The sequence below is a fragment of the Pelistega europaea genome, assembly GCF_013133775.1.
GTDB classification, from domain to species: domain Bacteria; phylum Pseudomonadota; class Gammaproteobacteria; order Burkholderiales; family Burkholderiaceae_B; genus Taylorella; species Taylorella europaea.
This window is the reverse complement of record NZ_JABGBO010000002.1, coordinates 54354-72007: the sequence shown is the minus strand read 5'-3', so window position 1 is coordinate 72007 and position 17654 is coordinate 54354. Positions and strand designations below refer to the sequence as shown.

Genomic DNA, 17654 nt, shown 5'->3' with positions numbered 1-17654 from the left:
AATTGATAATTACCATCTTGTCATTCTCAAAAACTGCTTTGTAGCTCGTGTCTTATCTCTCTATCGTAAACGTTGATGTTTTACGGTATGGTCTGATATAGACTTCCGCAAAAGGTTGTGCAAGAGACAAGTATAGAAAATTTTAATGAGGAATTATTTTGTTTTTATGGTATATTTTCTGCTCTAGATATATCTTTATTTAGAAAATGTTTGCCTTGATGCTCGCTATCTTTAACATTATTAACAGATTACTATGAGTCCTCAAAATAAGCCCTCTTTACTTTCTGTTTTGCCTTTCTTGGTGCTTCCTCCTTTATTCTGGGCAGGCAATGTCACTGTAGGTCGTGCGGTTAGAGATGATATTGACCCTATTGCCCTCTCATTTGGTCGCTGGGTGATTGCTTTACTGATTTTGCTCCCTTTTGTATGGCGTCTGATGTATCGTGATTGGCCTCTTTACAAACAAAACTGGAAACGTATTGTTGCCACAGCGATTATGGGTGTTGCCGCTTTTAATACCTTGGTATATATAGGGGTTCATAGCACCACAACTACCAATGCTATTTTGTTAAACTCTTGTATTCCCGTCCTTATTATGATTTTTGGGTCTGTTTTTTATCACCAAAAATTGCATATTATCCAAATTGTAGGTCTGACAATTTCTCTGGCTGGAGTGATGTGTATCGTATTAGCTGGAGAATGGTCTCGGCTTGTTCACCTATCTTTTAATCCAGGCGATTTAATTGTTTTTTTAGCAATGATTTGCTGGGCTCTTTACACTTTATGGATTAGAGATATTCCTACTACCATTGATCGTCGAGGTCTTACCGGCATACAGATTATTATTGCCGTTGCTGTACTAGCCCCTTTATTTTTCTGGGAAATGTCACATACCACTACTACCTGGACATTGAATACCAATGCTGTATTAGCATTGGCTTATGTTGGGATTTTCCCTTCAGTTATAGCCTATCTGGCTTATACCACTGCAGTTCAAAAAGTAGGAGCTGTACGTGCGGGATTATCCATTCACCTAATGCCTGTATTTGGTGTATTGCTATCCGTATTTGTCCTTGGTGAATCTATCCATCTTTATCATGTTATGGGGATTGTTATGATTGCCATTGGCTTAATTCTTTCTAATCGAGCCTAATTCGCGAGGTTTTATCCCCTCCCAATTAGGCTTTAAATTAACAATATTTAATCCCTCTGATTGAGCTTAATTAGCAAGGTTTAATCCCCTCCAATTAGACTTAAAGCAAAGTTTAATTCCCTTCAACTAGGTTTTAAAGTTGCTGCCTTGTTGACACAAAACTTACGCGTCTAATGAAAGGATAATTGCTGTGTCTGAGGATGTTATTTGGTCTGATAAGCCTGCTGAATCAATACATTATCCATCAAAACCAAGGCTAACAAGGCTTCTGCAATAGGTGTGGCTCGAATGCCTACACAAGGGTCATGACGTCCTAGTGTTTGCACCATCACTGGTTCATTGTTGGTATTAATGGAGCGACGCTCTATGCGGATACTTGAAGTGGGTTTAATCGCCAAGGATACAGTAATCGGTTGCCCACTAGAAATCCCCCCTAGAATACCTCCTGCATTATTGCTTAAAAAACCATCTGGAGTGATTTCATCGCCATGTACAGAACCTTTTTGAGTAATGCAGTCAAACCCTGTTCCGATAGAAACCCCTTTTACTGCATTTAAACCCATCATTACATAGGCAATATTGGCATCTAATCGTTCATAGAGTGGCTCGCCAAGTCCTACAGGGACATTCTCTGCGACAACCTCAATACGTGCTCCAATAGAGTCTCCCTCTTTACGTAAATCATCCATATAGGCTTCTAGTTCAGTGATAATGCTAGCATTAGGGGCAAAAAATGGGTTTTGGTTTACATATTCCCAACTCTCAAATGGAATCTTAATAGGACCAAGCTGACTCATATAACCACGAATCACAATGCCATAATGCTCTTTAAGCCATTTTTTAGCGATAGCACCAGCAGCCACTGTAGGGGCAGTCAGGCGAGCAGATGAACGCCCTCCTCCACGCGGATCTCGAATACCATATTTATTCCAGTAGGTAAAATCCGCATGACCAGGGCGAAAAGACTGGGCAATATTGTTGTAATCCTTGCTGCGTTGATCTTCATTTTGAATCAATAATGCAATAGGAGTACCAGTCGTTTTGCCCTCATAAACACCCGAAAGAATTTGTACTGTATCAGGCTCGCGACGTTGGGTAACATGACGAGATGTGCCAGGTTTACGGCGGTCTAGTTCAACTTGGATATCAGCTGCTTCTAATGGCATCCCTGCTGGACAACCATCAATTACACAGCCAATGGCAACTCCATGAGACTCGCCAAAATTAGTCACTGTAAAAATCTTACCCAATGAACTTCCCGACATACTATACCCATTAATTAGTTGATTTCACAAAGATTGACTAGTATAGCAACTCATGCATAAAAAGTGTACAAAATAGGATGTGGAAATCTTTCATATTGGGATTGATGATACTAATCTCGTAGTCTAGCATTACAAAGAAACTGCTAAAGCACAATAGCAGATAATAGGCGATGATACTAAAATAGCGGTCTAGCATTTTGCTTTACCGCTATCTTTGTTATTAAAAGGGCTTTTTTTGGGCAGATTATTGCTTTTTTAAAAACTTTGCATATTTTTTTGCTGGACGCACATAGAAAATTGCAAAAAAGAATACCCATAGTGATAAGAGCGTTTCTATCATAGCAAGTCGTTGTGACATCACAGTCGTATCTGCATACCAACGTACAATACCTTCTAGCACATAGAGCAAAACCAGCATAGAAGTCCATTGCATGGTGTAAATATTTCCTTTATATACTCCATAAAAGGCAAACATCAATGGCAAGGCTTTTAGAAAATAAATGCTCCCCCCTGGTACTAGTGGATCTAACCATAACTCCCAAGCGACACAAAGGATAAATAAGGCAATGAGGGCTATCACCGTACCGTAATGTAAGAAAGGATTGAGCTGAGGTTTTTGCATAAAATAAGACCTTAATGCTAAGATAGCCCTTATTATACGGATTTTTAACTTGCTGTACGCCGATAAGTGCATTAGACCAATGTTTCTAAAAATGATGCGACTGAAGTCTACTGATAAAGCAACTGAGATTTCCTCATAAGGTAATTTACTGCCAAGGAGCAATTATTTCGTGCAACAAGGTCGAAATAACTTGTTATACTTAAGAGACGATAAAGTATTTTATACCCATGATGACAGAGAAAAACACAGATAACACGCTAGAAGACATTCAAGAAACACGAGAACAAGTCGAAGAAGAACAGCTTACTAAAAATACACAAACCACTCCTTATTTTAAACAAGCGGTAGTAGTAGCCTTTCATCGTCTCTCTAGCGATAAGTTGACACAAGTAGCGGCAAGTTTGACCTATACCACTGTACTGGCGGTGGTGCCATTGCTTGCTGTGGTGCTCTCCCTATTTACAGCATTCCCTATTTTTAAAGAATTACAGGTCGAGCTGAATCACTTTTTAACCACCAGTCTTATGCCTGAGGCAATGTCCAAAACCATTATGATGTATCTCAACGGTTTTGCTGCCAAAGCTCGTAATATGACTGCCATTGGTTCTGTCGTGTTAATGGTGACTTCGATTTTGCTGATGAAAACCATTGATGAAGCATTAAATGCAATTTGGCGTGTAAAACGTCAACGCCCCTTGACCATTCGTGTGCTAATTTACTGGGCAATTTTGTCCATTGGTCCCTTTATGCTTGCTGCGAGTATTTGGGCAAGTACAGTTGTTGCTCGAACTCAACTTGGTATAGGAGTTGATATTAGTGTTTTGCAAAATATCTTTGCGACGGTCTTCCCTACAATTTTATCTTTTGTAGGCTTTACGCTACTTTATTATGTGGTTCCGAATTGTAATGTTTATCTACGCGATGCCATGATTGGTGCTGGTGTAACAGCTATTTTATTTGAAACCATGAAGATGGGATTTACTTTTTACATTACGAAATTCCCCTCTTATACCGTGATTTATGGAGCTTTTGCGACCATTCCACTATTTTTATTATGGATATACCTATCATGGTTAGTGGTATTATTTGGAGCGATTATTGCTTCTCTGGTGCCACAGATTCGCTTCAGACATTTTGATACACAAGATAAAGCTGGAGCTGACTTTATCCAGGCAATCCGTATTTTGCGTACATTAGCAGCAAGTAGCAATAACAATCCCCCAGGTAAAAGTACTCAATACTTGCTTAAAGAATTACAGGGTAATAGCTCACATACTTTACAAGTATTGGATCAGTTAAATGCGTTAGGATTTATTGTTAATACGCAGGGCAAACGCTCTGAACGCTGGGTGTTGGCTAATACCCCTGAACAAGGGTTACAGCCTTTAGGGGATTTATATCTAATGGATTCTGCATTAGAAAACTTGAATGATGACAAAATCCGTCATGCAATAAGCCGATTGATTCTCAAAGAGCCCGTTTTACTCAAAGATGTTTTATAGTGGTTTTCAGCACTATCCATGGCTAATTGATCTAATAACAACGTTTAGATAAGATAGTTGGTTTATTAAAGTTGATGAATAATTGCTAAATCTTCCTCAATAGTGTAAATTGGCGGAATAGTAATACAGTTGTTGGAGTATTCATGTTAAAAGCAAACGAAATTTTACGTGTCAAGGGCGATGTACTGTATACCATCAGTCCTGATGCTAGTGTACAAGAAGCTATTGATATTATGGGAGAGCAAGATATTGGCTCGCTTGTAGTATTGGAGCATGGTGAGCTTGTGGGTATGCTCACCTTTCGAGAGGTGATGCGTTTTCTCCAACAAAAACGTGATATAGCCTCTGCTACTGTCCGTGGTATTATGGACGACCATCCAGTAAGTGTCACTCCTAATACAGACGTGGCTGAGGTGCAACGGTTGATGTTAAATCTACATATTCGCTATATGCCCATCATGGACGGTCCTACTCTATTAGGGGTAATTTCTCTCTATGATATGACTAAGGCATTGATAGAGTTAGAGAAATTTGAAAACAACATGCTCAAGGCCTATATCAAAAATTGGTCTGAAAATGACGATAAAAGCGAAGACTGATGATTCGTCATAGGTATTATTTATCAAAAAGCCAGTTATCTTCTAGATAGCTGGCTTTTTATTTCCCTTACCCCTTTTGGCATCATCTATTGATTAAAGCAATAAAATCCCCCCCAGTTGCTAGGTGGGTAAATCAACTATCGCATTGTCTAAAGCCCTAATTCACTTTGTGCATGCAGTTCTCCTGCGTCCTGCTCATATTCGCGTTCGGTTCCTACATCAAGCGATACCGTTCCCACTGGAACGCAGCAGCAAGGCAATATTTCTCCTTGAGCAATATAAGCCAAAGGATCACTGAGATACTCCACCTCACCACTGTTAATACGCGTCCTGCATGAGCCGCAATAGCCTGAGCGGCACTGATACTCTACACAATGCCCAGTACGCTCTAACCCCTCTAATAAGGTCTCATTACTCTGCAAAACAAAACTGCGGGAACGCGTAATTACTAAACTCATTTTCTTTACTGCTTAATATCTTTTGTAAACACCTAGTGCTAAGTACAATTAGCGAATAGATTAAATACTCACTAATCACAAACCATCATCAAACTACCTGATACCCAAAGACTTTCCTGATATGACGCTTTTATACATATCACAAAACCCTTTTACTCATCATAGTAGAATGAACTTCACAAATAGGCGAATTAATTACAAATCAAACTCATCAAAGTCTTCAGTATTAATCTCTGCATCAATTTGACCCACTAAGTAAGAGGAAATCTCTACTTCTTGAGGAGCTACCTGAACATTATCAGAGGTCAACCATGCATTAATCCAAGGAATAGGGTTTTGATGAGAGCCAGGGAATGCTGGCTGTAAGCCAACCGCCTGCATACGAATATTGGTGATGTACTCAACGTATTGCACCAGAATATCCTTATTGAGACCAATCATAGAGCCATCTCGGAACAAGTACTCTGCCCACTCTTTTTCTTGCTCAGCAGCGATTTTAAAGAGGTCAAAACATTCTTGTTCAAGGTCTCGTGCCACATATTCCATCTCAGGGTCATCTTGACCACTACGCATAATATTCAACATATGCTGAGTACCAGTCAGATGAAGTGCCTCATCACGTGCAATCAGTTTAATAATCTTGGCATTACCTTCCATTAATTTACGTTCTGCAAAAGCAAATGAGCAAGCAAAACTAACATAGAAACGAATTGCCTCAAGAGCATTTACTGCCATTAAGCAAAGATAGAGTTTTTTCTTTAAGGCATAAAGGCTGACACGCACTTCTTCACCATTAATGATATGTTTACCCTCACCAAAACGATCATATAACTGAGTGGCTTGGATTAAATCATCATAGTAATGAGAAATATCTTTGGCTCGGGCAATAATATGCTCATTGGTTACAATATCATCAAAGACAATGCTTGGATTATTGGTAATATTGCGAATGATATGTGTATAAGAACGAGAATGGATTGTTTCTGAAAATGCCCATGTCTCAATCCAGGTCTCCAACTCAGGGATAGACACTAGCGGCAACAAAGCCACATTGGGACTGCGACCTTGGATAGAGTCTAACAAGGTTTGGTACTTAAGATTACTGATGAAAATATGCTTCTCATGCTCTGGAAGCCCCGCATAGTCAATACGATCCTGTGATACGTCAATTTCTTCTGGACGCCAAAAGAAAGAAAGTTGTTTTTCAATTAGCTTTTCAAAAGTTTCATATTTTTGTTGGTCATAACGGGCAACATTCACGCTTTGACCAAAAAACATAGGTTCTTTTAGAGGGTCATTAGGAGTTTGGCAAAAAGTACTGTACGACATTTCATTAACCTATCATCAATCAATGCCGAACGATACTATCTCGCGCCCGGCTTTATTCGTTGAAAAACCGACGGCTTGCATCGGTCGTATATCCAAGGTAGATAAGGCGATGTCACCTACCCTGCTTAAATTAATACTATTCAGTGGAACCTCGCTAAATCTTGCAAGCCCCGCTCGCGCAATCATCATCTTCAGTAGCTTGTACTACTTGAGCGTCTTCTTGAGTATCATCCGCACCATCACGAGTATTGTGGTAGTACAAAGTCTTAATACCATATTTATAGGCAGTAAGAAGGTCTTTAAGTAGTTGTTTCATCGCTACTCGACCACCTTCAAAACGCTTAGGATCGTAGCAAGTATTAGCAGAGATAGATTGGTCTACAAACTTCTGCATAATACCAACGAGTTGCAGATACCCCTCCATATTAGGCATCTCCCATAGTGTCTCATAATGGTGTTTGAGACGCTCATACTCTGGAACCACTTGTTTAAGAATACCGTCCTTAGAGGCTTTAACTGATACAAGCCCACGCGGAGGCTCAATACCATTGGTCGCATTAGAAATCTGACTAGAAGTCTCTGATGGCATAAGTGCTGTTAGTGTTGAGTTACGTAAACCATGCTCAACAATCTCTGCACGAAGCCATTCCCAATCAAGATGCAAAGGCTCTGTGCAGATTGTATCAATCGCAGCTTTATAAGTATCAATAGGAAGAATACCCTTGGCATAATTGGTTTCATTGAATCCAGTGCAAGGACCAAACTCTTTTGCAAGATTCATTGAAGCCTTGAGTAAGTAGTACTGAATCGCCTCAAAAGCACGATGAGTAAGTGCATTACCACTACCATCTGAATAACGAGCATTATTTTTGGCAAGATAGTAAGCAAAGTTAATCACACCAATACCCAACGAGCGACGTTTCATCGTACCTAAATAAGCTGCCTTGATTGGATAGTCTTGATAGTCTAATAGTGCATCAAGCGCACGCACTACTAAGTCTGCTAAATTTTCAAGCTCATCTAAACTTTCTAATGCCCCCAAGTTAAAGGCAGAAAGCGTACACAAAGCAATTTCGCCCTCTTCATCATTAATATCATTGAGTGGTTTGGTTGGTAAGGTGATTTCCAAGCAAAGATTACTTTGACGGACTGGAGCTAGTTTAGGATCAAAAGCACTGTGTGTATTGGTATGGTCTACATTTTGAATATAAATACGCCCTGTACTAGCACGCTCTTGCATCATGAGAGAAAATAACTCAACCGCCTTCACAGTACGCTTACGGATAGAAGGGTCATTTTCATACTGGGTATAGAGTTTTTCAAAAAGTTCTTGATCTTCAAAGAAAGCATCATAGAGTCCAGGAACATCAGATGGAGAAAATAACGTGATGTTTTCACCTTTAATAAAGCGTTTATACATCAGTTGGTTAAGCTGTACACCGTAGTCCATATGACGCACACGGTTTTCTTCAACCCCACGGTTATTTTTAAGTACAAGTAAGGACTCTACTTCTAAATGCCAAATTGGATAAAACAAGGTTGCTGCCCCACCACGCACACCGCCTTGAGAGCAACATTTGACTGCTGTTTGGAAGTGTTTGTAGAAAGGAATACAACCAGTATGTTGAGCCTCTCCACCACGAATTGGGCTACCAACCGCACGAATACGACCAGCATTAATACCGATACCAGCACGTTGCGACACATAACGGACAATCGCCGCACTTGTGGCATTAATCGAATCTAGGCTATCTCCACACTCAATCAATACGCATGAACTAAATTGACGAGTTGGTGTACGCACCCCTGCCATAATAGGTGTGGGCAACGAAATCTTAAAGGTTGAAACAGCATCATAAAAGCCTTTAACATAGCTAAGACGTGTTTCCTTGGGATATTTAGAGAATAAGCAAGCAGCTACCAAAATATACAAAAACTGTGGACTCTCATAAATCTCATTGGTTACACGATTTTGAACTAGATACTTTCCTTCTAGTTGCTTAACAGCGGCATAAGAGAAAGATAAATCACGGGCATGAACAATGTAGTCATTGAGTTCATCCAGCTCAGCTTTGGTATAGTCCTCAAGAATATGCTTATCGTACTTACCCATCTCTACCATCTTCTTCACATGATTGTAGAGTTGAGGTGGCTCAAACTCTCCAAACGCTTTTTTACGCAAATGGAAAATTGCCAAACGTGCTGCCAAAAACTGGTAATCCGGTGTGGCTGGAGAAATCAAGTCGGCAGCTGCTTTAACAATAGTCTCATGAATATGCTCTGTACGCATACCATCATAAAACTGAATCTGTGATTTAAGCTCTACTTGAGAAACAGAAACGTTATCCAGACCTTCTGCAGCCCATGTGATAACGCGATGGATTTTATCCAAATTCAATGGCTCTTTAGACCCATTGCGTTTGATAACAAACAATTGAGTAGTCATAGTCGTATTGTCCCAGCCTGTCGTGACAACACTAAATATAGACTTTTGTTAAAACCTATATGTAGTGTTATTCTTGGTATTAAAAGCACAATATATTGTGCATACGTAGTTTACTGCTGAAGTTCAAAGTATAGTAAAAAATGGAGGGAAGTACAACCCAAAAACGTATTTTTACAATTTTGCTATATCGACTTTTTTGGCCATAAAAGCCCCTTTTTTCATTGAATATATTCTATAGTTTTGGATAGTTTTCATTGATTTTGGCAGAAATTAAGATGAATTTTCATATTAAGTTCATTTTTTCTTTGCCTTAAAACTGACTTATCCATGCACCAAAAACCAGCAAAATAACCTTAAAATTTTATGGTGTATTGGCTAAAAAAGAACACTTCAACTCATCCTGCAAAAAGAAAAAACCATCAACTGGCTGATGCACAAGCATCCTTCAACCTATCCTGCAAAAAGAAAAACACCATTAACTGGCTGATGCAAGATGCTGCATAAGATTAAAAGCCTCCTCAATGAGGGTAATGTCCCCCGCATTTAGACGCTTAACATCAGAAAGCAGTCGTCGAAAATGTTTAGCCCCTTTTTGACCATTCATTAATCCAAGCATAGGCTTTATCACGGCACGTAGCGGAGCTCCTTGACTCAAGGCTTGTTCAGCATACTGGGTCATCTTTGAGCAAATGGTAGTATCATCCGCCTCTAACCTATCTGACCAGATGGTTTGACTAATATCCCTCAGAACATAAGGTTCATGCCACGCAGCTCGTCCAATCATAATGCCGTCGAATTCATCAAGTAAGCACTGTGACTGTGTCAACTGGTTAATCCCCCCATTAAGAACAAACAATGCATCGGGAAAATCAGCTTTAAGCTGTTTAACTACATCGTAACGTAACGGTGGAATCTCACGATTATCTTTAGGGGATAATCCTTTAAGAACAGCATTTCGTGCATGTGAGATAAATACACGACATCCTGTCTCATAAATTTTAGCCACAAAATCCTGTACAAAGGTATAAGACTCATCATAGTCTAATCCTAAGCGATGCTTCACCGTCACAGGTATATCTACCACATCTTGCATGGCTTTAATACAATCAGCAACTAATTGAGCTTCTGCCATCAGACAAGCCCCAAAAGCTCCTTTTTGTACTCGTTCTGAGGGGCAACCACAGTTGAGATTAATTTCATCATAGCCCCACTCTTCCCCTAGTTTGGCACAATGCACGAGTGCAGCAGGCTCGCTCCCACCAAGCTGTAACGCTACTGGATGCTCCTCTTCGTTAAACTGTAAATGACGAGGCACATCACCATAAATTAATGCACCTGTCGTTACCATCTCAGTATATAGCAAAGCATGAGGAGCTAATAAACGGTGAAAATATCGACAATGTCTATCCGTAACATCCAGCATAGGAGCCACTGATAAACGCCAAGGCTGTAAAGGAGATTGATAAATACCAGTAAGAGACATTCTGCAAGTGATCAATAAATAATGAAAAAAACTTATAACAAGCGACAAGTATTTACTGCGTGAATAGTACAACAGCTATTTTTAAATATCCACCGCTTTGACTTTTCAAGCGGGTAAACGTTGTAAACAAAAACATATTAAAAATAGGTTTGCTATGATACTCAGATACCTGCTGCATAAAAATAAGTTTGCTATGATACCCAGATACCTGCTGCATAAAAATAGGTTCGCTATGATAACCGGATATCCGCTGCAGCTTGGCTACTTTCATCCATTATACGTTTAAGCTCACTAAATTTACGCAACACATCAGATTTATAGACGACCCCCACAAGATGAGGCGGATTTTGCAAATCTACCATGGGTAAACGCTCTCCCGTAAAGTTTACAAAACGATCTTGTGCCTGATCCAAACTCATCGCAATGTTTAGAGGTTCAATATATGTACGTTCAAGTAAATCAGGGGGGATAGGCTGTTGTAAATCTTTTTGTGACACGAGGGCTCGAGTCATATCTTGCACAGAAATCACACCAAGAAATTCCTGTTGATCATTTACTATATAGATATAACGAGCACTATGTTCTGCAAACATATTGACAACATCATTCATCGTATGTTGTGGGGTAAGTACGGTCGTTGCCGGGTTAATAAGGCTTTTGATTTTTAATTTACTTAAAGCAACACGTACTTCATCACTTTTATCCCTATGCTCAACCACTGCAAACATCGCTTTATTTGTTACTTTGCGGGAAATATAATAAGACAATACTGTAGCAAGAATAAGCGGTGCAATCACATTAAAGCTATGGCTCATTTCCACAATCAATACTACGGCGAGTATTGGAGCACTTGTTGCCGCTCCTAAAAAAGCCCCCATACCCACAAGAATAAACAAGTGCGTGTAAATTTCCGCTTCTGGAGACCAAAGCCCCACTGTTTTTACAATTAATAGTGCCACACTAGCCCCCACTAGCATGACTGGAGTAATTACACCACCCACAGCTCCCGAACCTACACTAAACCCCGTTGAGAGAATGTTAAGACTTAAGATAATAAACACTCCTGATAGTGACCAGGTTTGCACAATATAGGAATGAATCAACGTGTCCCCTTTACCAGCAACCCAAGGATTTACTAGAAACAGACAACCTAATAAAAAACCACCCAATGCGAGGCTGATAGGCTCGGGGAGTTTTAACGCAGAGAACAACTGCTTCATCTTATCCAAATAGCGTAAAAATAACGGGGCTGCTATACCAGATACTGCCCCAACTACCAACGACAGCACAATATATTTATGCCCTACAATATCAATAGAAGGGATTTCATACAGCCAGGACCGATAGCCTAGGCTCTGTATGGTAATGTATGATATTGCGGAAGACGTTAATAACGGTACTAAAACCTGAGTAGCCATACTTCCTAACACAATTTCTGCTACAAAGAGTGCACCGGCTATTGGGGCAAAATAGGCTGCCGAAACCCCTGCTGCTGCACCACAAGCCACCAATAATCGCATATGTCGTGGCTCTAACCTAAAAAAACGCCCTACCACCGAACCACTCATCGCCGCCCAGTGAATAATCGGCCCCTCACGCCCAAGAGACCACCCTGTTGCAGATACACATAAAGCCGAAACAATGCGTAGTAAACCCTGCCGCAGAGAAAGCCGTCCATTACCAATAGCCACTGCTTCCATATAGTCAGAGTTAGCATCAACCTTGATGCGACTAGCAAGGTAAAGACAAAAACCAGCAATAACACCGCTCAAAGTCGGAATAATCAGCTTTTCAGCAACGCTCCATGAGCGTGCAATATCAACCACATCACCAGAGTGCCCACTATGTATGGTTTGGATGAGTTTGATGAGTTCGTGAAAACTAATGGTTGTCAATGCTCCTGTAAAACCTAAAATTGCTGCCCATATTAAAATCGCCGTTTGAGAAAACAGTCTCTTGGAGCGTGCAGTCAAATAGGTGCGAAGTTGTTGAAAACAGTGTCTAAACAAATTGAGCATTGATTTAGAAATTTTTTTTACAGAAGATGGTTTACAGCTATTTGGGAGTAATATGATAAATAAGCTATTAACAGTAAGCTATAAACAGACTCTAGTTTAATGAATTTTCGAATTTTATGTTAGTTTATTGGGCTTCTTTGCTAAAATAGCGGTTATTCTTTATTTTTATCAATGACAATGGCTGTTTTTACTCCCCTTACAAATGAACAAGCGCAGGCTTTTTTACTTGAATACAATCTAGGTGAATTGGTTTCTCTGCAAGGTATTACGGCAGGTATTGAAAACACCAATTTCTTTCTAACAACAACTCAAGGGGAGTTTGTCCTCACTATCTTTGAAGTATTAACTTTTGAACAACTACCCTTTTACATCAATATGATGCACCACCTTGCTAGCAAGGGCATTAAGGTTCCCATGCCACAAACACGCAAAGATGGTGAATTAATTGGTAAGTTGTTAGGCAAACCAGCAGTCATTGCAACTCGTCTTAACGGTGGGTATGAAGCCACGCCAAGCAAAGCACATTGCATCCTCGCCGCAGAAATTCAGGCCCAGATACACCTAGCGACCCAAGACTACCCTATTTATCAACCTAATTTGCGTGGTTTATCTTGGTGGCAAGCGAATTATCCTAAGATTAAACCATTCTTGAGTGAAGAGCTTAATACCTTTTATCAAGAGGCTTTAGAAGAACAGATAAGTCTGCAAAACTCCGAGGCATGGAAATCACTTCCCCAAGGGGCGTGTCATTGCGATTTATTCCGTGACAATGTGTTATTTGCTGGAACTTATGCAAACCCATCTATGGGCGGGGTTATTGACTTTTACTTTGCTGGCGTGGATAAATGGATTTTTGATGTGGCGGTTGCCGTGAACGACTGGTGTATTCAGCGTGATACTGGTGAATTTATTCGTCCTAATGTCAAAGCATGGTTACAGACTTATCACAAGATTCGCCCTTTCACTGAAGCTGAGCAAGCAGTTTGGCCACAAGCATTGCGTGCTGCAGCACTACGTTTTTGGACTTCTCGTTTATATGATTTCTATCTACCTCGTGCTGCAGAGACATTGAAGCCCCACGACCCGACACATTTTGAACGGGTGTTAAGACAGCGTTTTAAAGGTTATATCCCCGAGTTACCCGTCTAATTATGACTACTATTTCATCTTATGGTCCTAGTGCTGCCTTTCGTTGGATAAAGCAAGGATGGCGGCTTTACACCAAGCAATTTGTCCGTATGACATTGCTATTTATGTGTGCTTTTTCTGCGGTAATGATGCTGAGTTATCTACCGCTCATAGGCTTGCTATGTAGCTTATTGGGGATGCCTCTCATCCAAATGCTACTTTTTAATGCTGCTTTTGGCACACGTTTGCGAGGTTATTTTAAATCAGATGATTTAGCTCAAAAACTACGCGGCTCTCGCATATGGAGTCGCCTTATACTGGCCTCCTTACTCTTAACACTGATTACCTTTGTCTTATTGAATTTCACCTTGCCTAGTATGCCGATTTCTATGGAGGCCTTTATGGATTTGAGTTCTGCACAGATGCAAACCATGCTAGAGCAGACTTTTACCCCCTCCACTATGGCAACAAGCATTGTAGTAATGTTGGTTTTCTATATCCTTACTTTCTGGATTTACCCACTGATATGCTGGGAAGATATGAGAGTAGTACAAGCATTTATGCAGTCTTTTAAAATTAGCATGTCGAATGCCCTACCCATCAGTCTTATGGTTATTTTCTTTGGGGTTATTGCTGTGTTAGGAGTTCTAATAACTTCCATGCTGTCATGGATTATGCCCTATTTAGTTTTGGTAGTCTTACTATTCGGAATCAATATCTTGATGGTAGCATTTTATATGAGTTTATTCTGTTCCTATATGGAAATCCTTTATGGAGAAAACCAATCTATATAGACACATATACACTAGTAAATTACTAAAAAAGCCAGCTTGACGCTGGCTTTTTATATCAGGAGAACTACACTGAAAGTAAGAAGTTCTCCTAAAAAGAGCTAAGAACTCTTTAATTAAAGTGCTTTTTCTAGCTCAGGAACAGCCTCGAACAAATCTGCTACTAGACCATAATCAGCTACACTAAAGATAGGCGCTTCTGGGTCTTTGTTAATCGCTACAATGACTTTAGAGTCTTTCATACCTGCCAAATGTTGGATGGCACCTGAAATACCCACGGCGATGTAAAGCTGTGGAGCCACAATCTTACCTGTTTGCCCCACTTGCAGGTCATTGGGAGCATAACCAGCATCTACCGCAGCACGAGAAGCACCTACAGCAGCCCCTAATTTATCCGCCAATGCATCAAGAATCTTGAAGTTCTCTGCACTACCTAGACCACGGCCACCTGATACGATAACAGAAGCAGCTGTTAGCTCTGGACGAGCACTCTTCACAACTTCACGACCCACAAAAGCACTTAATCCACTATCGGCAACAGCAGCAATAGACTCAACACTCGCGCTACCACCTGAAACAGCTACCGCATCAAATGCTGTCGTACGTACAGTGATAACTTTTTGTGCATCAGCACTCTTAACCGTTGCGATAGCATTACCTGCGTAGATTGGACGCTCAAATGTATCTGCGTCAATGACCGCTGTAATCTCTGAAATCTGTGCTACATCTAGCTTGGCTGCCACACGTGGGGCAGTATTTTTGCCAGATGCAGTAGCTGCAAATAAGATATGTGAATAGCCATTTGCTACTGCTAGTACTTGTGCAGCAAGATTTTCTGCCAAATCATGTGCTAAAGGATCAGCATCAGCCACCAATACTTTGGATACACCAGCAATACTAGCCGCTGCACTAGCAACCGCACCGACATCTTTGCCAGCTACCAGCACATGAATATCATCACTAAGTTTTGCAGCTGCGGCAACGGTATTGAGTGTAGCACCTTTAAGAGTGCCATTATCATGTTCTGCAATTACTAATACTGTCATCTTAAATCACCTTTGCTTCATTTTTAAGTTTGTCTACAAGTGTTGCCACATCAGGTACTTTAATACCAGCTTTACGTGCAGGTGGCTCGCTCACTTTGAGTACGCTTAAGCGTGGTGTCACATCGACACCGAGGTCTTCTGGCTTAAAGGTATCAATAGGTTTTTTCTTGGCCTGCATAATCTTAGGTAAAGTGGCATAACGAGGCTCATTAAGACGTAAATCTGTGGTAATAATCGCAGGCAATTTAAGACTTAATATTTCTAGGCCACCATCAATCTCACGAGTCACCTTGACACTATCACCCTCAACATCAACTTTGCTAGCAAATGTTGCTTGAGGCCAACCTAGTAAGGCTGCCAACATCTGACCTGTCTGGTTAGCATCATCATCAATAGCTTGTTTACCAAGAATGACCAGTTGTGGTTGCTCTTTGTCAATAACTGCTTTAAGTAATTTAGCAACCGCAAGAGGCTGTAATTGAGCGTCTGTCTCAACTAATACGCCACGATCAGCACCAATAGCCATCGCAGAGCGGATTTGCTCCTGACATTGAGTTACCCCGCATGATACAGCAACTAACTCAGTAGCTACCCCCTTCTCTTTGAGACGAGTTGCCTCTTCGACTGCAATCTCATCAAAAGGATTCATCGCCATCTTAACATTGGCAATATCTACATCTGTATTGTCAGATTTCACACGTACCTTGACGTTATAGTCAACCACACGTTTTACAGGTACCAATACCTTCATCCACTATCTCCTAGGATAAAATTAAAGTCAATGCTCTATAATAACACTGCCCACATACAAAAAGGGTAAAAGCCTTGCATTAAAGAGGAAAAGTCACAGTCCCGCTAGGGTTTTAATATGTTCTACTGCACTTCTGCCTAGTGAGGATAAGTCATATCCTCCCTCTAAAAAACTAATCACACGCCCTTCACAATACTCGTCGGCTACAGCCATTAATTGTTCTGTTAGCCAGACAAAGTCTTTTTCAACAAGAGTCATTTGCCCCATTTCATCTTCACGATGAGCATCAAAACCCGCACAGATAATCACCATTTCAGGTTGATACTCTCGCATATTGGGTAACCACTGCTCATTGACTACCTTTTCAACCTCTGCAAAACCCGAGTAAGCAGGCAATGGCGCATTAATCATATTGGGCGCAACATTTTCAGTCCCTGAATGAGGGAATAAAGGGTGCTGGAAAAAACTATACATGCGTACATAAGGATGATTTTCAAAAATACGCTCTGTGCCATTACCATGATGGACATCAAAATCAATAATAGCAATGCGACGCAAACCATATTTTTCGATGGCATAGGCCGCAGCAACAGCAGCATTGTTGAAGAAACAAAATCCTGTGCTACGATTAGGCTCAGCGTGATGCCCTGGGGGACGCACACAACAAAAGGCATTTTTGGATTGCTTGGACATCAACTGATCTACCGCCAAAATCCCAGACCCTGCCGCATGTAAAGCAGCTGTATAGGTATGCGGATTAAGGCAAGTCTCCTCGGTATCAATATTAAAATAGCCTTCTTCAGGGGTGTTTTCACGGATAAAATCAATATAGGACACATGGTGTACTCGTGATAAATCCACCACAGAAGCCTTGGGAGCATCCATATGAGTTAAGTAAGAGCTTAAACCACTTGCCAACAGCCTATCATTAATCGTATCAATACGCTTTGGAGACTCTGGATGCCAACGGTGCATCATGTGCAAGCGGCACGTAGGGTGCGTAATGAATAGCGTATCCACGAGTATCTCCTGTTTTAGCTTTACCTTAACGTTAAGTTTAACC

15 protein-coding genes are annotated in these 17654 nt (G+C 40.6%); 5 read left to right on the top strand and 10 right to left on the bottom strand.

All coding sequences use genetic code 11. The features are described 5' to 3' along the window. The first annotated feature begins 253 nt into the window (after window positions 1-253). Window positions 254-1153: a DMT family transporter gene (locus HKX40_RS01920; RefSeq protein ID WP_171587891.1), complete on the top strand. Its 900-nt coding sequence runs from the start codon at window positions 254-256 to the stop codon at window positions 1151-1153. Between the two features lie 203 nt (window positions 1154-1356). On the opposite strand, the gene aroC is transcribed toward HKX40_RS01920, so the two are convergent. Together aroC and HKX40_RS01910 are read right to left on the bottom strand one after the other, a co-directional pair. Next, window positions 1357-2418, bottom strand: coding sequence for a chorismate synthase (gene aroC / locus HKX40_RS01915; protein WP_171587890.1), 1062 nt, complete (start codon window positions 2416-2418; stop codon window positions 1357-1359). A 244-nt stretch (window positions 2419-2662) separates the two neighbouring features. Continuing rightward, window positions 2663-3040 carry a DUF2069 domain-containing protein gene (locus tag HKX40_RS01910; RefSeq protein ID WP_171587889.1) on the bottom strand — a complete coding sequence of 126 codons (378 nt, stop codon included), beginning with the start codon at window positions 3038-3040 and terminating at the stop codon, window positions 2663-2665. Between the two features lie 227 nt (window positions 3041-3267). Between HKX40_RS01910 and HKX40_RS01905 the strand changes: the two genes are divergently transcribed. Together HKX40_RS01905 and HKX40_RS01900 are read left to right on the top strand one after the other, a co-directional pair. After that, the gene (locus HKX40_RS01905; RefSeq protein ID WP_171587888.1) at window positions 3268-4542 is read left to right on the top strand and encodes a YihY family inner membrane protein; all 1275 of its coding nucleotides are present in this window, start codon (window positions 3268-3270) and stop codon (window positions 4540-4542) included. A 143-nt stretch (window positions 4543-4685) separates the two neighbouring features. Further along, window positions 4686-5141 (top strand): CBS domain-containing protein, encoded by a 456-nt coding sequence (locus HKX40_RS01900; protein ID WP_171587887.1) that lies wholly within the window; start codon window positions 4686-4688, stop codon window positions 5139-5141. A 149-nt stretch (window positions 5142-5290) separates the two neighbouring features. Here the strand turns inward: HKX40_RS01900 and yfaE are convergent, their stop codons facing one another. The 5 genes from yfaE to HKX40_RS01875 all read right to left on the bottom strand — a co-directional run bounded on the left by yfaE (window position 5291) and on the right by HKX40_RS01875 (window position 12875). Beyond that, window positions 5291-5599 carry a class I ribonucleotide reductase maintenance protein YfaE gene (yfaE, locus tag HKX40_RS01895; RefSeq protein WP_171587886.1) on the bottom strand — a complete coding sequence of 103 codons (309 nt, stop codon included), beginning with the start codon at window positions 5597-5599 and terminating at the stop codon, window positions 5291-5293. A 195-nt stretch (window positions 5600-5794) separates the two neighbouring features. After that, on the bottom strand, window positions 5795-6928 hold the full coding sequence (gene nrdB, locus HKX40_RS01890; RefSeq protein WP_171587885.1) for a class Ia ribonucleoside-diphosphate reductase subunit beta: 1134 nt from the start codon (window positions 6926-6928) through the stop codon (window positions 5795-5797). A 154-nt stretch (window positions 6929-7082) separates the two neighbouring features. Continuing rightward, window positions 7083-9374: a class 1a ribonucleoside-diphosphate reductase subunit alpha gene (nrdA, locus tag HKX40_RS01885; protein WP_171587884.1), complete on the bottom strand. Its 2292-nt coding sequence runs from the start codon at window positions 9372-9374 to the stop codon at window positions 7083-7085. A gap of 475 nt (window positions 9375-9849) precedes the next feature. Further along, window positions 9850-10857 (bottom strand): tRNA dihydrouridine(20/20a) synthase DusA, encoded by a 1008-nt coding sequence (gene dusA, locus HKX40_RS01880; protein ID WP_171587883.1) that lies wholly within the window; start codon window positions 10855-10857, stop codon window positions 9850-9852. A gap of 230 nt (window positions 10858-11087) precedes the next feature. Then, window positions 11088-12875, bottom strand: a complete 1788-nt coding sequence (locus HKX40_RS01875) for a ClcB-like voltage-gated chloride channel protein (RefSeq protein ID WP_171587882.1) — start codon at window positions 12873-12875, stop codon at window positions 11088-11090. Between the two features lie 177 nt (window positions 12876-13052). Between HKX40_RS01875 and HKX40_RS01870 the strand changes: the two genes are divergently transcribed. Together HKX40_RS01870 and HKX40_RS01865 are read left to right on the top strand one after the other, a co-directional pair. Next, complete coding sequence (locus tag HKX40_RS01870) at window positions 13053-14024, top strand: homoserine kinase (RefSeq protein WP_171587881.1); 972 nt, start codon at window positions 13053-13055, stop codon at window positions 14022-14024. 2 nt (window positions 14025-14026) lie between these two features. Beyond that, complete coding sequence (locus tag HKX40_RS01865) at window positions 14027-14797, top strand: hypothetical protein (protein WP_171587880.1); 771 nt, start codon at window positions 14027-14029, stop codon at window positions 14795-14797. Between the two features lie 113 nt (window positions 14798-14910). Here the strand turns inward: HKX40_RS01865 and HKX40_RS01860 are convergent, their stop codons facing one another. From HKX40_RS01860 to HKX40_RS01850, 3 genes are all read right to left on the bottom strand, one after another. After that, entirely contained in the window at window positions 14911-15840 is a 930-nt protein-coding gene (locus HKX40_RS01860) for an electron transfer flavoprotein subunit alpha/FixB family protein (protein WP_171587879.1), read from the bottom strand. Between the two features lies 1 nt (window position 15841). Continuing rightward, complete coding sequence (locus HKX40_RS01855) at window positions 15842-16591, bottom strand: electron transfer flavoprotein subunit beta/FixA family protein (protein ID WP_171587878.1); 750 nt, start codon at window positions 16589-16591, stop codon at window positions 15842-15844. A 93-nt stretch (window positions 16592-16684) separates the two neighbouring features. After that, entirely contained in the window at window positions 16685-17566 is an 882-nt protein-coding gene (locus tag HKX40_RS01850) for a histone deacetylase family protein (RefSeq protein WP_171588064.1), read from the bottom strand. Between the last annotated feature and the right edge of the window lie 88 nt (window positions 17567-17654).